At 68.3% G+C, this 17,686-nt stretch carries 16 protein-coding genes; 5 read left to right on the top strand and 11 right to left on the bottom strand.

All coding sequences use genetic code 11. From position 1 onward, the window contains the following. Window positions 1–53: 53 nt before the first annotated feature. Both ENSA7_RS46400 and ENSA7_RS35395 read left to right on the top strand, forming a co-directional pair. On the top strand, window positions 54–203 hold the full coding sequence (locus ENSA7_RS46400; protein ID WP_504823328.1) for a hypothetical protein: 150 nt from the start codon (window positions 54–56) through the stop codon (window positions 201–203). Window positions 204–344: 141 nt separating this feature from the next. Continuing rightward, entirely contained in the window at window positions 345–923 is a 579-nt protein-coding gene (locus ENSA7_RS35395; protein WP_106093831.1) for a Uma2 family endonuclease, read from the top strand. A gap of 53 nt (window positions 924–976) precedes the next feature. Here ENSA7_RS35395 and ENSA7_RS35390 read toward each other — a convergent pair whose 3' ends face one another. The 3 genes from ENSA7_RS35390 to ENSA7_RS35380 form a co-directional block, all read right to left on the bottom strand. Then, window positions 977–2,680, bottom strand: a complete 1,704-nt coding sequence (locus ENSA7_RS35390; RefSeq protein ID WP_244924016.1) for a DUF2330 domain-containing protein — start codon at window positions 2,678–2,680, stop codon at window positions 977–979. A 217-nt stretch (window positions 2,681–2,897) separates the two neighbouring features. Then, window positions 2,898–3,983: a fatty acid desaturase family protein gene (locus ENSA7_RS35385; RefSeq protein WP_244924015.1), complete on the bottom strand. Its 1,086-nt coding sequence runs from the start codon at window positions 3,981–3,983 to the stop codon at window positions 2,898–2,900. 151 nt (window positions 3,984–4,134) lie between these two features. Further along, window positions 4,135–4,734: a hypothetical protein gene (locus tag ENSA7_RS35380; protein ID WP_106093829.1), complete on the bottom strand. Its 600-nt coding sequence runs from the start codon at window positions 4,732–4,734 to the stop codon at window positions 4,135–4,137. Between the two features lie 151 nt (window positions 4,735–4,885). Between ENSA7_RS35380 and ENSA7_RS35375 the strand changes: the two genes are divergently transcribed. Next, window positions 4,886–5,935 carry a succinylglutamate desuccinylase/aspartoacylase family protein gene (locus ENSA7_RS35375; protein WP_106093828.1) on the top strand — a complete coding sequence of 350 codons (1,050 nt, stop codon included), beginning with the start codon at window positions 4,886–4,888 and terminating at the stop codon, window positions 5,933–5,935. A 6-nt stretch (window positions 5,936–5,941) separates the two neighbouring features. Here ENSA7_RS35375 and ENSA7_RS35370 read toward each other — a convergent pair whose 3' ends face one another. From ENSA7_RS35370 to ENSA7_RS35335, 8 genes are all read right to left on the bottom strand, one after another. Further along, entirely contained in the window at window positions 5,942–7,108 is a 1,167-nt protein-coding gene (locus ENSA7_RS35370) for a hypothetical protein (RefSeq protein WP_146158510.1), read from the bottom strand. 5 nt (window positions 7,109–7,113) lie between these two features. Further along, window positions 7,114–9,870 (bottom strand): energy transducer TonB, encoded by a 2,757-nt coding sequence (locus ENSA7_RS35365; RefSeq protein ID WP_244924031.1) that lies wholly within the window; start codon window positions 9,868–9,870, stop codon window positions 7,114–7,116. A 21-nt stretch (window positions 9,871–9,891) separates the two neighbouring features. Beyond that, the gene (locus tag ENSA7_RS35360) at window positions 9,892–10,836 is read right to left on the bottom strand and encodes an energy transducer TonB (protein ID WP_106093826.1); all 945 of its coding nucleotides are present in this window, start codon (window positions 10,834–10,836) and stop codon (window positions 9,892–9,894) included. A 9-nt stretch (window positions 10,837–10,845) separates the two neighbouring features. Beyond that, window positions 10,846–11,301, bottom strand: coding sequence for an ExbD/TolR family protein (locus ENSA7_RS35355; RefSeq protein WP_106093825.1), 456 nt, complete (start codon window positions 11,299–11,301; stop codon window positions 10,846–10,848). Window positions 11,302–11,304: 3 nt separating this feature from the next. Further along, a complete protein-coding gene (locus tag ENSA7_RS35350; protein WP_106093824.1) occupies window positions 11,305–11,952 on the bottom strand; it encodes a MotA/TolQ/ExbB proton channel family protein in 648 nt (215 codons plus the stop codon). A 222-nt stretch (window positions 11,953–12,174) separates the two neighbouring features. Beyond that, window positions 12,175–13,263: a tRNA pseudouridine(13) synthase TruD gene (gene truD / locus ENSA7_RS35345; protein ID WP_106093823.1), complete on the bottom strand. Its 1,089-nt coding sequence runs from the start codon at window positions 13,261–13,263 to the stop codon at window positions 12,175–12,177. Between the two features lie 3 nt (window positions 13,264–13,266). Further along, a complete protein-coding gene (locus tag ENSA7_RS35340) occupies window positions 13,267–13,977 on the bottom strand; it encodes a tetratricopeptide repeat protein (protein ID WP_106093822.1) in 711 nt (236 codons plus the stop codon). A gap of 158 nt (window positions 13,978–14,135) precedes the next feature. Continuing rightward, window positions 14,136–15,320, bottom strand: a complete 1,185-nt coding sequence (locus ENSA7_RS35335; RefSeq protein WP_181234422.1) for an outer membrane protein assembly factor BamD — start codon at window positions 15,318–15,320, stop codon at window positions 14,136–14,138. 227 nt (window positions 15,321–15,547) lie between these two features. Here ENSA7_RS35335 and ENSA7_RS35330 point away from each other — a divergent pair, with 227 nt between their 5' ends. Both ENSA7_RS35330 and ENSA7_RS44550 read left to right on the top strand, forming a co-directional pair. Then, on the top strand, window positions 15,548–16,972 hold the full coding sequence (locus ENSA7_RS35330) for an APC family permease (RefSeq protein ID WP_106093820.1): 1,425 nt from the start codon (window positions 15,548–15,550) through the stop codon (window positions 16,970–16,972). Between the two features lie 9 nt (window positions 16,973–16,981). After that, on the top strand, window positions 16,982–17,635 hold the full coding sequence (locus tag ENSA7_RS44550) for a hypothetical protein (RefSeq protein WP_181234421.1): 654 nt from the start codon (window positions 16,982–16,984) through the stop codon (window positions 17,633–17,635). The last annotated feature ends 51 nt before the right edge of the window (window positions 17,636–17,686 follow it).

Here is a 17,686-nt window from a genome sequence, read left to right as displayed (position 1 = left end):
CCGTCGATCCAGTTGGCCCAGTTGGCCCAATTGACCCGATCGCACCGTGCAAAGTGTTTCGGGGCGGTTGCTGGGAGACGAAGAGCGACGACTTGCGCGAGCCCGGCCGCGCCGCCATCTCGCCCGGATTTAGGGCCGACACTTTTGGCTTCCGCCTGGCGCGAGGATCGGGCAGCGACGGTGGTGTAGTGCAGGAACCGTGACTCACGGCGTCCATCCGACGGCTGGCCAGCGTCCTTCGCGGCCGCGCATCTCTCGTCGCCCCGGCCACCGTTTGGAAGTCCTTCCATGGTGCCAGTCCAGCGGAGCAGGGGCGGATGACGCGCCCATGTTAGACTCGAACCATGCCCGCGCCCGAGCCGACGCGCACGACCTACGCGGCCTATCTCGAGGCCGAGCAGCGCAGCGAGATGAAGCACGAGTACCTCCGCGGTGAGGTCTACGCGATGGCCGGCGGCACGCCCGAGCACGCGGCGCTATCGATGGCCGTTGGCGCCGCGCTCACGGCCGCGCTCGCGGGCCGACCGTGCCGCGTCTTCAGCTCCGATCTGCGGATCCGCGTCGAGTCCACGGACCTCAGCACCTACCCGGATCTCACCGTGATCTGCGGCAGCTTCGAACACGCCGCCGCCGACCCCAACGCAGCGACCAACCCCACCCTGATCGTCGAGGTGCTCTCGGACTCGACCGAGGCCTACGACCGGGGGGAGAAGTTCGCTCACTACCGGCGAATCCCGAGCTTGCGCGAGTACCTGTTGGTATCGCAGCGCGAGCCGAGGTTGGAGGCGTATCGCAAGAACGCCACGGGGGAGTGGGTGCTCAGCGAAGCTGGCGCTGGCGAGCTGCTGAGCCTCGCCTCACTCGAAGGTGTGCGGCTGGATACCGACGCGATCTATCGCGACCCGCTGGCCGCGGGCGGCTAGCCAAGATCAGGAGCGGCCCCAGACGCACACCGAACTGATCGGCGCTCTAGCACTCAGCCCCGCCGCCGGGGTGCCCGCTGGAACCACGCCAGCCCAAACAGCGCAAACATGGTCAGCATCGCCTCCGGCCGCAGCCGGGAGATCGAGCAATTCCACGGCGCCGGCCCAACCAGCTGATCGTGGTTGGACGCCTCGATCAGGTCGTTGATCTCGTCGAGGTTGTCGGCCTCGACCTGGGCCGGCCCGACCATGGGCACCCGCTCGATCCGCTGGGCGCTGGGCATGTCGGCGAACTGCGGGTAGACGCCGGCCTCCAGCGCGACCTGGCGACCGTCGTCGAACTCGATCCAGTCGGGGCCCTCGTCGCACGAGAACACGCGCGTGGTCGTGATGTTGTTGTCGACGGTCCCGAGCGAGCTGGTCTCGTGGAACAGCGGGTCCTCGATCATCTCGTGGGGCGAGATCAGCGTGAACATTCGGGTCAGGTAGGTCGCGTCGACCAGCATGTCGACGGCGTGCTGACCGGGGACGAAGATCCGCTCGTCGAGCTCCGCGGCCAGGCCGGGCTGGGTGTCCCAGGCGACCGGATCGATGCTGTCGATGTTGCTGAAAAGATCGGACCAGAACGCCTCTTCGTCCATGCCTTCGGGGGCGGGCAGGTAGCGCTGCAGGACCGGCCGCACCTGCGGGTGGAAGAAGTCGCAATTGCCGTTGCTGCACAGCAGCAGCTCCTGGTCGGCGAGCGCCGAGACCACCTCGACTGGCGGCAGGTCGACGAACACCGACCCGTCCCACTTCGCGCCGTTGATGCCGCTGGTCGTCACGACCGCGTCGGTGCCCGCGTACTCGGTCACGAACGCCCGGCCGCCAGCCTCGTCGATCGCCAGCCCAACCAGCTCGAGGTAGGAACTGGCCGCGGCGCCGAGCCAGTCCAGCTTGGCCAGGTTCAGCTCGACGTGCGGCCAGTTCTGCGGGACCGCGCGATCACTGCCCAAGAAGAACGCTCGGATCGCCATGTCATCGGTCGCGGCGATCCGCGTCAGCCGGATCGGGATGCAAGGCTCGACCCCGGGGTAGCGGATCGCCAGCGGGTGGATCTCGTCGACCCCAACCCCGCTGCGCAGCTTGAACGCCACGAACACGAAGTCGTCGTCCAGATACTCTTGCAGGATCGGCGGCGCGTCGGGGTCTTGCGCGTAGCCGGCCGCGTCCAGCCAGTCGACGATCACGTCGACGTTGTCGCCGGTCAGGACCACGTACTCGAACGCGCCCGCAAACCCGCGGTCGAGGATCTGTGGCCCTTCGCCGCCGTCTTCTTCACCCCCGAAGGTGCCAGCGCCGCTGTCTGCAAACCCAACCGAGGAGTCCAGCGACACCGCCCCGCACCCGAGGCCGACCCCGGCGAACCCGCAGTCGCCGTCGAACCGGGTGTTGACGGTGATCGTGGGCCCGGTGCCCGCGAGCATGTTGCTGAACAGCGCCTGCGAGCCGACGAGCACCTCGGGGACCTGCGAGACCGGCACCAACCATGCGAAGCGATCGGGATCGCCCTCATATTGGATCTGGATGTGCGCCTCGGTGTGCGGCCCGCCCTCGCCGTTGTCGATCCAAAACAGGATGTTCTCGCCAGATTGGTCGACCGGCATCACCTGCGGGCCGGCGTCACAGAAGGTCCCACCGCACGCATTGGCGACGATCGGGACCATGGCGAGGCTCGCAACCGCGGCGGCGGCGAGGGACACGGCGAGGGGCTTCAAGCAAGGGTATGTAGAATTCATGAGGTCATCTCGCGAGGTGGATGGGTCTCGCGATATTCATTCTTGCAGGTGGCGGGCCGACTCGCCAGGCACGAGTTTGCGCAGCGATTACGGCCCAGAACCATGGTCTGGGCCGTGATCGCAAGTTGGCGGCCGCTGACATGCCCCAGGAGCGACGGCGGCGTCGCTGATCCCCCCGGCGGTCACGACATCGGTGTCAGGCGAGCCCCACCGCTTCACCGCTGCCCATCCGCCGCAGCCAGCGGTAGTGCGAGCGGAGGGCGGTCCACAGCTTGGCGGTGGCGCGGTAGCGAACCCCAAACTCGGCGGCCGTCTGCTCGACGATCTTCGCCAGCGCCGGGTAGTGCAGGTGGCTGACCCGTGGAAACAGGTGGTGGACCGCCTGAAAGTTGAGCCCGCCGACGTACCAGCTCAGCAGCTTGTTGTCGCGAGCAAAGTCGACCGTGGTCGCGAGCTGGTGGGCCGCAAAGTCGCGGGTGTGGGCCTGCGCTTCGGCGACCGTGGGAAACTGCGCCTCTTCGACGCAGTGCGCCAGCTGAAACACGACCGACAAGGTCACGCCGCACGCGATCGAGAGCGCCGCGTAGAACACCAAGCCCTTGCCCAGGCCAAACACCAGGATCGGGATCAGCAGCGCCCAGGTGAAGTGCGCGAGCTTGCCAGCGATGAAGATCGCCAGGTCGGCGCCCCGCGGTCGGCGGATCCGGTGGTCGCCGAGCCGACCGCGCGCGAGGTTGCTGAAGTCGTCGAACAGGAACCACTTGGCGGTCAGCAGCCCGTACAGCGGCCACATGTAGAGGTGCTGAAACCGATGGAGGCGGCGGTGCGGCTGACCGGGGGCCATGCGCGCGAACGGGGCCGCGTCCAGATCATCGTCGACGCCCTCGATGTTGGTGTAGGTGTGGTGAATGACGCCGTGCTTGACCCGCCACACGTAGGAGCTCGCGCCGAGGAGGTCGAGCACCGTCGCGGCCGCGCGGTTGACCCCGCGGTGCTCGGAGTAGGCGAGGTGACCGCCGTCGTGCTGCACCGCCATGCCCAGCCCTGCGGTGGCCAGCCCACAGCTCAGCCCAAATACGACCACTGCGACCCATGAACCACCCAGCGCCAGCAACCCGGCGTAGCTGGCGAACAGCCACGCGAAGATGATCGCGGTCTTCACCATCATCCGCGCTCCACCGCCGCGCGAGCGCCCGGTGGCACGGAAGTAGGCGTCGACGCGACGTTTGAGCTCGAGCGAAAATTCGGTGCGTGTGTCGAAACGAATTCGAGTGTCTTTCACTGGGGGGTAGAAGAGCACCAACGTCCTGCACGCAGTAGTGGTCGCGCTGGGTTACGACACAACAAAGACAGCCCGCGACCAGCTGCGGACCGGCACTCGAGCGCGATCGCGCTTGCTACTGCGGCGGCGGTCCCGGCCCCACTGATCGGGCTCAGCGCGACCAGGACAGCTCGACGCGGACGTCGACCAGACCCATGTCACCGCGCCGCCCCTGCGGGATCAGGCGACTGTTGAGCTTAGGTTGCTTGCCACCCGCGTTGCTGATCGCCACGCTCGCGTGGCCGTCCAAGCTCGCGATCAACCACGCGCCCAGCGGCTGCGGGACCTCGTGGTAGGCGACCTTCGACAGCCCCCGCCCGGTCTCGACGATCTCCGCCTGACCAAAGTCGAACCGCTCGAGCGCCGCGAGCTGCAGCTTCTCGGCGATCTTCTCGGGCGACGACGCGATCATGCGCACGCGGCCCAGCACCCCGTGCTCGCGCCGGGCGAGGTCGCTGGCGCGGGCACGCAGCGAGTCCTCCCAGCTGCGTTGCTCGAGCTTGGCGATGATCTCGGTGAGCGGCCGGATCGTCAGCGCGTCGTACCAGCCGTCCGCGGTGAAGGCCTGCTCGACGAAGCTGCGGTGGGGCCCCTGCGGCATCGCCTCGAACACGGCCTCGAGCCCACCGGGGAGCGTGGCTTTGACGTGGTCGCGGATCCCCAGGTAGGTCGACCCGCGCACGTGAAAGGGGCTCTCACCAGGGGCGTACACGGGCCTACCCTGGCATGGAACCGCAAAAACCGCGAAAAAACGACACCGGAGCTGGCGCCGCGCTCGCAAGACAACGACTGCGGGCGCGCGGGCTGGGTCTGGAGATTGTTGCTGACAGCGACGCCAACCCAGCGCTAATGACAACTCACCAATGAACGCCTCCACCCATCGCCAGCACCACGTCAAGATCGTGGAGTCCTTTGATCTCGCGCAGTTCGAGCTGGGCTCGACCACCAAGCTCCGCGTGTCCATGGTCGGCAATGGGATCGGCGGGCTGATCAGCCTTCCGGTCGTGATCTTGCGCGGGGTCGAGCCCGGTCCCGTCATGGGTCTGACGGCGGCGATCCACGGCAACGAGCTCAACGGCATGCGCGTGATCCAGAAGGTCATCGCGCACGTCAAGCCCACGCGGCTCAAGGGCACCGTGATCTGCGTGCCGGTCGTGAACGTGCCCGGGTACCTCAACAACACGCGGCACTTCAACGACGGCTATGACCTCAACCGCGTGATGCCGGGCAAGCGCAACGGGACCAACTCGCAAGTCTACGCGCACCGGTTCATGACCCGCATCGTCGCGCACCTCGACTACATGATCGATCTGCACACGGCGAGCTTTGGCCGCATCAACACGCTCTACGTGCGCGCCGACATGACCAACCCCGACAGCGCATGGATGGCGCTGTGCCAGCAGCCACAGATCGTCCTGCACAACACTGGCGCCGACGGGACCCTGCGCGGCGCCGCCATGGATCGCGGCGTCAAGTCGATCACCGTCGAGGTCGGCAACCCCAACGCGTTTCAGTCGGAGATGGTCGACGATGGCACGACCGGGGTGCTCAACGTGCTCTCGCGCCTCAAGATGATCGAGGACGACGAGCAGCAGCACCCCGGTGAGCCGGTGGTCTGCGTCAGCTCGTACTGGATGTACACCGAGGTCGGCGGCGTGCTCGAGGTCTACCCGCAGCTCGCCGCCCGGATCCGCACGGGCGAGGTGGTCGCGTGCGTGCGCGACATCTACGGGGACCTGATCGAGGAGTACCGCGCGCCCGAGGACGGGATCATCATCGGCCGCGCGACCCACCCGGTGAACCAGACGGGGTCGCGGGTGATCCACCTGGGGATCGAGGGCACGATCGATCCAACACGACCCGCGCCCGCTGCCGGGCCGGTGGATCCCGACGTCCCCAACGGGGTCGACTGACCAGCGCTAGGGAACCGGCTCGGGCTCGGTCACCTCGACCTCGAACCAAAACCAGTTCACGCCCTGCCGGCCATCCCGGACCACGTAGTACATCCGCGCCCGGCCGTCCGCGGGGGCCTCGGTCTCGTCCTGCTCGTCCTGGGTCAGGACCCACTGGTTGTAGCTCATCGGGTCGTCGCTGGTCCCCGACAACAGCCGCCCCCAGGTCCGGTACCAGTCACCCTGGTACGCCTCACTGCGCTCTTCGTAGCTCTCGCCGTTGTTGACCGGGATCGAGTAGGTCTGCAGGTCCTCCTTGGGCGAGTCGACCTCGACCTGCAGCCTGACCTCGCGCGGGGCCGAGACCACGCCGCCGAATGGGACGATCTGCGCGTTGCCGACCTGCTCGCCCTCGTCGTTGATGATGCCCACGCGGACCTGGCTGATCCGCGGGTTGTGGTCGGGCTCGGGGATGTCCTCGGGGTCGGGGATCTCGAAGCCGGGGATCTCCAGGCCAAAGCTGGCCGCGATCGAGAGCAGCAGCTCGACCGGTCCGATGTTGAGCCGCTGCACGGCGTACAGGCAGTCATCGGGCAGGTCGTACTCGCCGCGCAGCAGCTCGGCGGCGCAGGTGTCGGTCGAGGTCCCGCCGGGGACCCCGGCGATCATCGTCAGCTCGATCGCGCCGCTGACAAACACGTTGGCCGACAGCGGCGCGACATACTCGGGCGTGCCCTCGCGGCCGATCACGCACGGGCTGACCAGCTCGGGCAGCTCGTCGCCCATCAGCGCGTCAAAGCTGGGCGCCGTGCACTCGGGGATGTCCGCGAGCGCGACTGGGGTGGCCGCCGAGATGCACGCGAACAGCCCCAGCCCCGGGGTGAGCTCGCAGGCCAGCCACACGATGTCGAGCGTGTCCGGGTCGACGATCCCGGCTTCGTTGACGATGTACGGCGTGATCGTGACGGTCTCGAACGGCAGCGCCTGGGCCTTGGGTCGCTCGGGGTCGGGAGCCTGATCCGGGAACGGCGACGCGGTGACGCCCGTCTGGATCGCTAGCACCCGATGGTTGATGATCAGGCGCGGGTCGGGCAGGTCCTGCGCGCAGCCAGCCATGATCAACGAGCTCAGGCAGATCGAGCTCGACGCAGCGAAGCCAACGAGCGAGGCGAAGGGGTGGCCGGAGGCAGACATGACGCTCACAGCTCCACGCGGAAGCCGATCGAGGGAATGATAGGCAGAGAGTTCACCGTAGAGAAGCTCTGATAATCGTAGGCGTAGTTGATGAACTCGGGGTTTTGCTTGTTGTAGACGTTCTGCACGTCGGCGTAGAGGCTGAGCTGCAGCGCGGGCAGCACCCAGGTCTTGTCGAGGCGCAGATCCAGCTGGTGGAAGGCCGGCAGGCGATCGCCGTTGACCGGGCCGGTGATCGGCGAGTAGACCCCGGACTGTGCGTCGAACACGCCGTTTTGAATCGCGGTGTAGGGGTTGCCCGAGACCAGGCGAAAGCGGGCGCCAAACTGCCAGCCGCGCGGCAATTTGTAGCTGGCGATCACCGTGAGGATGTGGGTCTGGTCGTAGTCGACGAGCTTTCGCTGCTGGCCGGGGGCGTCGATCCTGGTGCTGCGCGAGAGCGTGTACGACACCCAGCCGAACAGGTTGTCGCTGAGGCTCTTGCGCAGCAGCAGCTCGAGACCGTAGATGCGGCCGACCCCGGTGTTGGCGTACTGCTCGGGCCCGAGCTCGCCGCTGGTCCGCGACACCAGCTCCGCCGACGGCGAGATCAGATCCCACAGGTCTTTGTAGAAGCCGGTGACCTCGATGAAGCTGTCCCACGGCAGGTCCTGGGCGACCGCCAAGCTGGTGTGCACAGACTTTTGGAGGCCGAGGCGCGGGTTGCCGAACACGTCGTCGAGCTGCACGGGTTGCTGGACACCCTGGCTGTAGATCCCGACCGCCCCCTTGAGCGCGGTCGTCTCGGTCAGCTTCCAGACCCCGCGCAGACGCGGGTCCACGGCGGCGCGGTTGACCGTGGCGAACCACTCGGCGCGCACGCCCGGGTACAGCAGCACCCTGTCCGTGACCGCGAGGGTGACGGTGGAGTAGAGCGCCCCGCGAAACGTCGATCCCGAGAGCCGCCGGACCAGCGAGTCAGCGCCGCTAAAGCCCGGCCCGCCGCCGATCCCCGTGGCCGGCGGCGCGGTCACGTCGATGTCGAACAGGGTGCCGTTGAGGTCGGTGCCGATCCGCCAGCGCAGCCCCTTGGAGATCTGCCGGCTGAGCTCGGCGCGGCCGGTGAAGTCCTTGGTGCGCACGTCCAGATCGAACACACCGCCAACGCCGATCTCCGTGAACCCGGCCCGAAACGAGGGCGTGATCAGAAACTCCCACGGCCCGAGCTGCTTGCGATAGACCAGATCAACCCGCGAGAAGTACTGCGAGGTCTCGACCTGGTTGCGGACGTCCTCGGTCGCCTCGGGGTCGTCGTTGGGCCCGCTGAACGCGAGCCTGAGCTGGTCTGAGCTGCCAAACGCGCGCACGCTCAGCTCGCCGCCCGAGACCGGGTAGTCGAACAGCATCTGGTAGTCCCAGTAGCGCGGCGCGACGCTGAAGTTGATGCCCGCGTCGGACGGCAGCGCCTGGCCAAGCACGAAGTCGATGTAGCTGCGGCGTCCGGCCAGCGCGAAGCTGCCCTTGCCGATCGGACCCTCGGCCAGGACCCCAGCGTCGAACGCGTTGACGTCGACGTAGCCGTGGTAGCCGTCGCGGCGGCCGGCCCGGGGCTGGACGTTGACGATCCCGCCGATCGCGTCGCCGTAGCGGCTGTCGAAGTTGCCCGGGATGAAGTCGATCTGCGCGAGGATCTCCGAGGCGAACACGCTGCGCAGCCCACCAAAGTGAAACAGCAGCGGGATCTCGTGGTAGCCCAAAAACACCGCGGAGTCCTCGGGCGCCGCGCCGCGGATCGCCAGTAGCCCCGAGCCAAACGGCGCACGGGCGACCCCAGGAAAATTGAGCACGGCCTTGAGCGCGTCGCCCTGCGAGCCGGGGACCTTCTGGATCTCCTCGAGCTCGAGCGTGCGCTCGACGACCTCGGGCATGGTCTCGCGCTCGACGACGACCTCGGTGCGATAGGGGTTTTGCGCCTCGCGCCGCGGCCACACGTTGATCTCGAGCTGCTTGTTGGGCTCGAGCTCGAGCACGCGATCGCTGCGGAGGTAGCCGGCGGCCAGGATGATCAGCCGGACCCTGCCCTCGGGCACGCCGCGCAGCTCGTAGTTGCCGGCCGCGTCGGTCTGGGTCTGAACGGTCCACGCTGGCTCGCCGGGCTGCTCGTAGAGCGTGCCGCGGATCTCCCCGACCGGGAGCTCGCCCGCGGGGATCACCAGGACCGAGGCGCCCTCGATCGGGGTCCGGTAGCCAGCCTCGCGGACCCGCCCCAGCATGCGGATCGGCGCCTCGGCGGCGTCGGAGCTGGGCTGCGCCGGGTCCTCGTCGGTGTTGGTGTCGGTGTTGGCCGGGGAGGGCGGCTCGGGCTCGGGCGGACGCGGAGGCGCGACCACGAACGCGAGCGAGAGCTTGACCTCGACGAGCTCGCCCTCGTAGCTCGCGGGCTCGTAGCGCAGGTTGGCGACGATCTCGATCGCGGCTGGATCGAGCCCCGGGTCTGGGCTCTCGAGCACGGTGATCTCGAACGGGACGCCGTCGGTCCCGACCACGTACTCGAGCGTGATCTGCCCCGCTGGCGGCTGCTCGCGCTCGAGCAGGGCCGCCGGGTACTCGAACGCTCGCGGGCCTGTACCCGCGACCAGCTTGGGTGGGACCAGGGCGCTTGGGGCCGCGGGAGCAGCCGGCGGCTCGGCTTCGCTCGGCGGGCCCGCGATCGCGCTCGACCCACACAGCAGCGCAGCCACGAACACGGCGACCTCGCGCGACCGCAGCCGCCGTCGATACATTCGACTCAATCGCCTCAGTCCTCAGTTGTTGACGGTGAACGCGTACTCGTAGCGCAGCTCGAAGTCCACCGGCTGACCGTTGGTCCCGATCGCGGCCTTGAAGCGCGCTTGCTTGAGCGCCTTGACGGCGATCTGGTCGCACCCTTGACCGATCCCGGTGAGCACGCTGACGTCGCGGATCTTGCCGTCGCGCCCGATCTGGACCTTGAGGATCACGTCACCTTGGACCCCGAGCGAGGCGCTGGCGGGGCACTCGATCTTGGGCACCTTGACCGGCTTGGGCAGCTCCTTGATGAACAGCTCGCTGCGCGGCTGCCAGACGCTGGCGGTGCCCTTCTCGTCACCCTTGGGATCGCCGGCGGGCTTGCCTGGACCCTTGCCCTTGCTGTCGGCGTTGCCGGCCCCGCCATACTCGCCGCCGCTCCCCGGCGGGACCACGACCGGCCCATTGCCGTTGGCCGCCGAGAGATCCCAGCGCTTGGGTGGCGCGGGATCCTGGTTGATCGGCTCTTGCTTCTGCTCGGGCGCCTTCTTGGTCTTCGGCTTGGGCTGCTTGATCTGTTCGGGCTCGACCTCTTTGGGTTGCTCGGGCTCGTCGGGCTCGGGCTCGGGCTCGGGCTCGGGCGGCTTCTCTTTGGGCTTGGGCTGCTCGACCTCGGCGACCTCGAATTCGATCAGCGCGAGCCCGTTGTCCTGGACGCCGCAGCCAACCCGGCCGGCGATGTCGAGCGACAAGAACAAGAGCAGCAGCAGGTGACCCGCGACCGCGCCGACCAACGCGATCCCCGAGCGGCCCCTGTTGTCGCGGATGAACTCGTAGACGAGGTAGCCGGCGATCGCGGCCAGGACCACCAAGATGCCGGTGGTTGCATCGAACCCGCTCGACTCTGGCCGGGCGGCCAAGCCCAGCACCGAGCCCGTCCTCAGCGAGACGGGCGCGACGAGCTGGATGCAGGGCAGACCCATTGACGTTGCTCAGCCTTTGACCGCGGGGGGCTGCTCAGTCGCAATCGCGTACTTTGTCACGCCGTTCTCACGGAGCAGATCAATCAGGTGGACCATGGCGCCAACCTGAGCCTTGGTGTCGCACTGCACGATGCCCTGCAGCTCGGCGTTCTGGCTGACCCGGGCTTCGATCTCGCGGGCCATGGCCTGGTCGATCTCGGCCTGGGTGCCCTCGACTGGCTGACCGTCGATCGCAAACTCGCCCCCGCCATCTTGGCCGCGGCACATCAGGACGATGCTCTGGGGCAGCTCGTCGATGTTCTTGCCAGAGCTGGCGTCGGGCTTGTCGACCTCCATGCCCTCGATCTTGTTGATGGTGGTGGTCGTGACCATGAAGATCACCAGCAACACCAACATGATGTCGACCATCGGGGTGATGTTGATGCCCGTGATCTCCTCGTCGTCGTCGAGTCCGCCCGCAGCCATGGTCTAGTTCGCCTTCTCGTTGCGCTCGGCGAGCTGGGAGACGACCATGCCCGTGAGCGCGTCGGCCTCGGACAGGACCTGCTTCACGCGCCGCTGGAACGCGTTGTAGGCGATCACGGCCGGGATCGCGACGAGCAGGCCGATCGCGGTGGCGACCAAAGCCTCGGAGATGCCGTTCATGATCCCGCTGGCGTCCTCGCCGGTCGTCACGCCCTGCTCGCCGAGCAGGTGGAAGACCCGAAGGATCTCGAGCACGGTCCCAAACAAGCCGATGAACGGGGCATTGGAGCCGACGGTGCCGAGGAAGCCCAGGTGCTTTTCGAGCCGGAGTTTCTCCTGGGCTCGGTTGCCCTCGGCCACTGCGCGGGCCGAGCCGGGCCCCCGATCCGCGACCTCGAGCATGGACACGAGCATTCGCGCGCCCGGGGACGTGCCGTTCTTGACGACCCCGGCGGCCCCCTCGATGTCATCCTTGGCGAGCTTCTCGGACAGCGGCTTGAGCAGCGCGCTGTCGCGCCCCGCGACCCCGCGGAAGAACAGCCAGCGCTCGATCACGATCGCCACGCTGGCGACGCTCAGCGCGACCAGAATCCAAAGCACCCAGTTAGCACCGAGCAGCGCGAGTTGAAGGAAGGCTTCTTGCAGATCCATGGACTTGCTTGGGATATCACGGGTGGCGACGGAGCCCGGAGCTGCGGGTGTCGCAAACGCGCGAAAGGTAGCCGAAACATCGTTGCTCGGCCAGGCTGACCACTCCAATCCAGCATCCGCGCGGTGTTCGGGCCAGTTTGCGCCCGGAGGAGAACGCCCGCGGATTGGCGCACGACGCGTGCCTTTAGGTCTGGGCGCGAAGCGGCGAGCCGGCCAGACTGGTCAACCACACAGCTCGCGTAACAACACTGTTGCGTAGCTGCCGGCCGGAAGCGAGAACCGCAGCGCGAGACCGGGTCCGAGGCTGGGCCCGGGATCGGACCCGGTCGCGGGTGCACGCGCGACCTCGACCTGCGCGGGCCAGACCAGCAGCTGGCGACGCGTGCCGGGGGCGCTGCGGCCCAGCTTGGTCAGCTTCGCCGGGCTCAGACCGACGCTGGCCAGCACGGCTTGCTCGAGCTCGTGGGCCGGTGTTCCGGGGGTGGGCGCTCGCATCTTGCTGCCGAACATCGGCCCGGTCACGACGAGCTCGCCCGCGTCGAGGCGGGCCTGATCGGCGGCGGGATCGGTGGACTCGAACATCCCGCCGGTCTCGCGCTTTTGCAGGATGTCCCCGGCGAGCACGGTGCGGCACAGGCCACGCTCGGCGCGGGTCGCGAGGTACAGGTTGAACAGCGCAGACTGGCCGGCGCTGACGATCAGATCACCCTTTTGCTGACGCCGTCGCCGGCCCGCGAGCGCGGCGAGCCCGGGCTCGAGGTTGCGCAGATCCTTGCCGAATCGCTGGGCACCATAATAGTTGCGCAGGCCCTGGGTCGCGAGCCGCTCGAGCATGGCGTGGGCGTGGGCCTCGGCTCGAGCGAGGTCGAGCTCGGCAGGCAGCTGGCGCACGACGATGCAGAATCGATTGCCGTGCAGGTGCCCGCGACGGAGCTTGTGCGAGTGCGGGCGGGGGTCGCTCAGCTCGATCGCGCCGTGCTCGAAGCGAGCCAACGACGCGGCGACCCGATCGGGCACGCTGATCTGCTGGCGCGTGACGGCGTCGCGATCTTTGAGGCCCGCGACGCCGATCTCCACCTGCGCCACGCCGAGCTGGCGGCCGACCTCGCGGACCGCGTCCTGGGTGGTGAACGAGCGCTTGCGCAGCCACACGAGCAGGTGCCCGGGCCGCCCGTCGGCCGCGTACGCGGGCAGCTCCTCGACCTCGAAGTCCTCGGGTCGCTGGCGCAGCACACCGCCGATGCTCGCCAGGTCCTCGCAGTCACGCGGTGGATCACGGACCGCGCGGATCAGCGGCTCTGGAGGCCGCATGCGTCAACCCTCGCTGGCCATGCGCAGGTACATCCGCGCGCGGGCGTTGTCGGGCTCGAACTCCAGCACGGAATTCCACTCGGCCCGAGCTTCGTCCTTGCGCTCGGCCGACCAGAACGTCACGCCCAGGTGCAGCCGCGCCGACACATACTCGGGCTTGGCGTCGCGGACCGCGATCAGCTCGTCGATCGCCTCGTCGACGTGACCGGCGTCGCGCAGCGTGGTCGCGAGCTTGGTGCGGATGTCGACGAAGGTCGGGCACAGCTGCAGGGCGCAGCGAAATTGCTCGATCGCCTGGACCAGCATCCCGACCCCTTCGTAGGCCACGCCGAGCTCCCGGTGCAGGTTCGCGAGCTTGCCGCGCACGTAGCCATCGAGGTTGTCGACGGCCGTCGCCCGGCTCTCGCGCCCCTGCGCGGCCCGCTCGTACACGGCCTTGGCGTCGTCGTAGCGGCCCAGCTCGTTGTAGCAGACCGCGAGGTTGAGGGCGGCTTCCGTGTATGCCGGGTTGAGCTCGAGGGCGCGCTCGAAATTCAGGCGGGCTTCGTCGGTCCGGCCCAGGTGCTGCAGGCAGATCCCGAGCATGTTGTGGATGTCGGCGAAGTCGTCGTGGTGCTCGAGGACCTTGGTGAGATGGGGGAGAGCTTTTTGGTACTCGGCGGCGAGGTAGTGCTCGCGACCTGCGTTGATGTGGACTCGGATCTCGGACTCCATGGTGGCCTGTGGAGATTGTACTCTCGCGATCTCGTGCGCAGGGCGTCGGGTCCAATGCGGACAGGGCTGGCGTCGATCCGAGGGTTGCGGCCGTTGACCAGTTGGTCGTACGGGATGACGCGCCGCGAGTCATCGTTCGCCGCGCCGCGCTCGGGTGATCAGCCGCCCGGCGGGGACGAGGTCTCGGCTTCGGGTTCGGGCTCGGCTTCGGGCTCGGGCTCGGGCTCGGGCTCGGGCTCGGGCTCGGGCGGCTCGGTCTCGGCTTCGGGCTCGGCCTCAGGCGGCTCGGCCTCGGGCTGGTTGCCAGGCTTGGCCGCGGGTGGCTTCGCGGCTGGCTGAGCTGGAGTCGCACCGTCCGTCGCGGGGGCGGCCGGCTCGGTTGGCTCGCCCTCGCGCTTGCGGCGGCGCTGCTCTTGCCGCCAGCGCCAGTCCTTGAACTCGTCGGGCTTGGCCTGCGGCGGGGTCTCGGGCACGGGCGGTGAGCGATCCGGGCGCGGCCGGTTGGGATCGGGCGGGCCGTAGCGATCCGTCATGTACTTCAGGTACAGGCGGGCCTGCTGACCGTGGTGGTGCTCGGGGTGCTGCATCTGCAGCTCGCTGAAGATCTCGCGCGCGAGCTCGATCTCCTCGATCCGCAGGTAGGTGATCCCGAGCAAGAACAGCACCTCGGCGTCCAGACCGATCCCCGGGAATCGGTCGTGGGCGGCCTCGAGCCGCATGATCGCCGCCTCAGGCCGATCCGAATCGAGGTGAAACCGGGCGACGTAGAGCTCGTGCTCGAGCAGCCGGCGCTGGACCTCGGCCTCGAGCTTGCGGGCCAGCGGCTCCATCTGTGAGCCAGCGTGGTGATCAAAGAAGTAGTCGAGCTCGATCACGGTCTCGCGCAGCAGCGATTGATCTCGCTGGTAGTGCGGCGGCAAGAACGGGACGTTGCTGGGCGCGGCCATGTACGCGCCGACGGCCGCCATGTACGCGACCCAGCCGTTGCGCACGTGCTTGTGCGTGGGGTGCAGCCGCAGGAACTGGCGAAATGCGTCCTGCGAGGTGACGTAGTTCTTGAGCTCGAATTCGGCGCGGGCGATCAGCAGCTCGGCCTCGACGGCGTAGCGCGAGAACGGGAACCGGATCCGGACGAAGTCGGCGTAGGCGATCGCCTCTTCCCAGTCCTTGTCACCAAACTCCGCGACGGCGAGCTCGTAGTTCTCGCGCGCGGTCTGGCCGTACTCGTCGGACAAGTTGGGCCCGCTCGCGCAGCCCGTGCCGACCCCAGCGATCGCGAGCACGCCGACGAGCGAGAGCGTTTGAAGTCGCCGGCCAACTAGCAAGGCGCGTTCGCTGCCCACGGTGAACCGGTCTACGAATCGCGCGAGCGCACGCATCGGGCGAGCAACGGATGGCCGGGCCGATCCTTGCGAGCTCGGCGGACGTGAATCCGTGCCCTGAAGCCGATCAGCGTGAAGACCGCTGTGCACGGCCGCGAAACTAGCCGGTTTTGCCCCCCGGAGCCACCGCAGCGGCGCTCGTCACAAACGCGACAGCCTGACCGGGCTGAGATACGCTGCGCCGGATCGTGAGTGAGGCTGGCCAGAGCTCGGGCGACGACTCGCCGACGCGCCCGGAGCGGACCCTCGGTGGGTTGCCGGCGCTGGCTCTGGTCGCGGGCTCGATGATGGGGATCGGGATCTTCATCAGCCCGCCCGAGGTCGCGGCCCACGTCAGCGGCGAGGGCTCGTTCATGCTGGTCTGGCTGCTCGGCGGGATCGTGGCGCTGTTCGGCGCGCTGAGCCTGGCCGAGCTCGGCGCGATGATGCCCCGCGACGGCGGTGACTATGCGTACCTGCGCCACAGCTGGGGCCCAGGGATCGCGTTCGCGGCCGGGTGGTTGCAGCTGTTGGCGATCTTCCCGGGCTCGCTGGCGGCGGTCGCCGTCGCCACGTCCAAGTATCAGCTCCCCGCGCTGCTCGGGCCGGGGTTCGCCGAGCCCCTGGTGCTCGGGCCGGTGGCGATCCCGGCGTCGCACCTGTGGGCGGCGGTGATCATCATTGGCCTGACGCTGATCAACCATGTCGGCGTGAAGGTCTCGGGGGTCGTGCAGGTGCTGGTGACCTCGGTGCCACTGGCGGTCCTGCTGATCGCCACGTTGTTCGTGGTGTGGCAGCACGAGCCGGGCCTGGTGACGCCGGTGTTGGCGGAGACCGGGACCGAGCCGGCGACCCCGCTGACGCTGGCCCGCGCGTACCTGCCGGTCTACTTCGCCTACTCGGGCTGGAACGCGGCGATCTACGTCGGCGGCGAGATCAAGAACCCCGCGCGCAACCTCCCGCGCGCGCTGATCGGCGGGACCGCGGCGGTCACGGCGCTGTATCTGATCTTGTGCGTGGGGTTCCTCGAGGTGTTCTCGCTCGATGGTCTCGCCCATGTCGGCGAGGCCGGGACCGCCGCCGCGCGGGCGATCTTCGGGCCGCTCGGTGTCACCGTGATCACCGGGCTGATCGTGCTCGCCATGATCGGCTCACTCAACGGCTCGGTCCTGACGGGCTCGCGCATCGCGTTCGCCATGGGCAAGCAAGGCGACTGCGCCCGCGCGGCCGGGCAGCTGCATCCACGCTTCGCAACCCCGGCGGTCGCGCTGTGGCTGCAGTGCGCCATCGCCCTGGGCTTGCTGTTCTTCGATCTCGCCGCGTTCGGCGACGGCCTCGACACGCTGATCGCCTACACCTCGAGCGCGATGCTGATCACCGGGACCTTGACGGTGCTCTCGGTCATGATCTTGCGGCGCCGCCAGGCCGACCTGCGCCGGCCCTACAAGACCTGGCTGTACCCGCTGCCGCCCGTGCTCTATGCCGCGTCGAGCCTGATCGTGCTGGTGGTGCTGGCGCAGCAGGGCGACCTCTCGGTCTGGATCGCGGTTGCGTGGTTTGCGGCCGCGCTGCTGTTTCATCGCCTGGTCCATGGGGCTCGGGCCCGGGCCCCGGGGCGAGATCAAAATTGCTAGACTCGGGGTGTGCGAATGATCGAACGCGGCCTCGCTGGTCTGATCGCACTATTCGCCGTCAGCGCATGTGGTGAGCGCGACGGCCTGGTCGAGGTCGCGTGGCAATTCGACAACGCCAAGCTCGAGCGCATCTACCCGGTGAGCGACATCCCGGACACCTGCGGGCTCGAGAGCCAAAGTGGGATCCGCTACGACCTGCGGGTGCGGCTGTCGATCATCGAGAACACGCCCGCGTGCCTGAGCGATCCCACGAATCCTGATTGTCTGGTGCTCGCGCCGTCGCTGTTCCCCTGCAACCGGTTCCGCGGCACCGTCAGGGGCGTGCCTGTGTCCATGCTCGACGACGGCACCGACCCCGGCTACCTGATGGTCGTCGAAGCCGAGATCGATCCCACCGACACTCCGTCGTTTGTCCCCAACGCGAGCTGCCTGTCGGCGCCAGGCCCCCGCGTGCGCGCCGTCAGGCCCGGGCGCATCACCGACCTCGAGGTCTACCAGTTCATCGTGTCGGGGATCGAGAGCCAGGGCGCGCTGCTGGATATCGACATGTGCCGGCCGACCGAGGATGGCGGCGACGGCGACGGCGACGGGGACGGCGACGGGGACGGGGACGGGGACGGGGATGGCGACGGGGATGGCACCGGCACCGACAGCACGACCTGAGACCTGAAGGATCCGGTCTGCTTGACGTCGGACGGGCCACGGGTGACGCTG

This window comes from Enhygromyxa salina (assembly GCF_002994635.1).
Lineage (GTDB): Bacteria > Myxococcota_A > Polyangia > Nannocystales > Nannocystaceae > Plesiocystis > Plesiocystis salina_B.
Note: the sequence above shows the minus strand (reverse complement) of the source record. Positions and strands in the feature narration are given on the sequence as shown.

Excerpts from the sequence above, each read along its gene's own strand:
- ENSA7_RS35355 (WP_106093825.1), bottom strand. The coding sequence starts at position 11,301 with ATGGCTGCGGGCGGACTCGACGACGACGAGGAGATCACGGGCATCAAC.
- ENSA7_RS35365 (WP_244924031.1), bottom strand. The coding sequence starts at position 9,870 with ATGTATCGACGGCGGCTGCGGTCGCGCGAGGTCGCCGTGTTCGTGGCT.
- ENSA7_RS35360 (WP_106093826.1), bottom strand. The coding sequence starts at position 10,836 with ATGGGTCTGCCCTGCATCCAGCTCGTCGCGCCCGTCTCGCTGAGGACG.
- truD (WP_106093823.1), bottom strand. The coding sequence starts at position 13,263 with ATGCGGCCTCCAGAGCCGCTGATCCGCGCGGTCCGTGATCCACCGCGT.
- ENSA7_RS35350 (WP_106093824.1), bottom strand. The coding sequence starts at position 11,952 with ATGGATCTGCAAGAAGCCTTCCTTCAACTCGCGCTGCTCGGTGCTAAC.
- ENSA7_RS35370 (WP_146158510.1), bottom strand. The coding sequence starts at position 7,108 with ATGTCTGCCTCCGGCCACCCCTTCGCCTCGCTCGTTGGCTTCGCTGCG.
- ENSA7_RS35375 (WP_106093828.1), top strand. The coding sequence starts at position 4,886 with ATGAACGCCTCCACCCATCGCCAGCACCACGTCAAGATCGTGGAGTCC.
- ENSA7_RS35395 (WP_106093831.1), top strand. The coding sequence starts at position 345 with ATGCCCGCGCCCGAGCCGACGCGCACGACCTACGCGGCCTATCTCGAG.
- ENSA7_RS35340 (WP_106093822.1), bottom strand. The coding sequence starts at position 13,977 with ATGGAGTCCGAGATCCGAGTCCACATCAACGCAGGTCGCGAGCACTAC.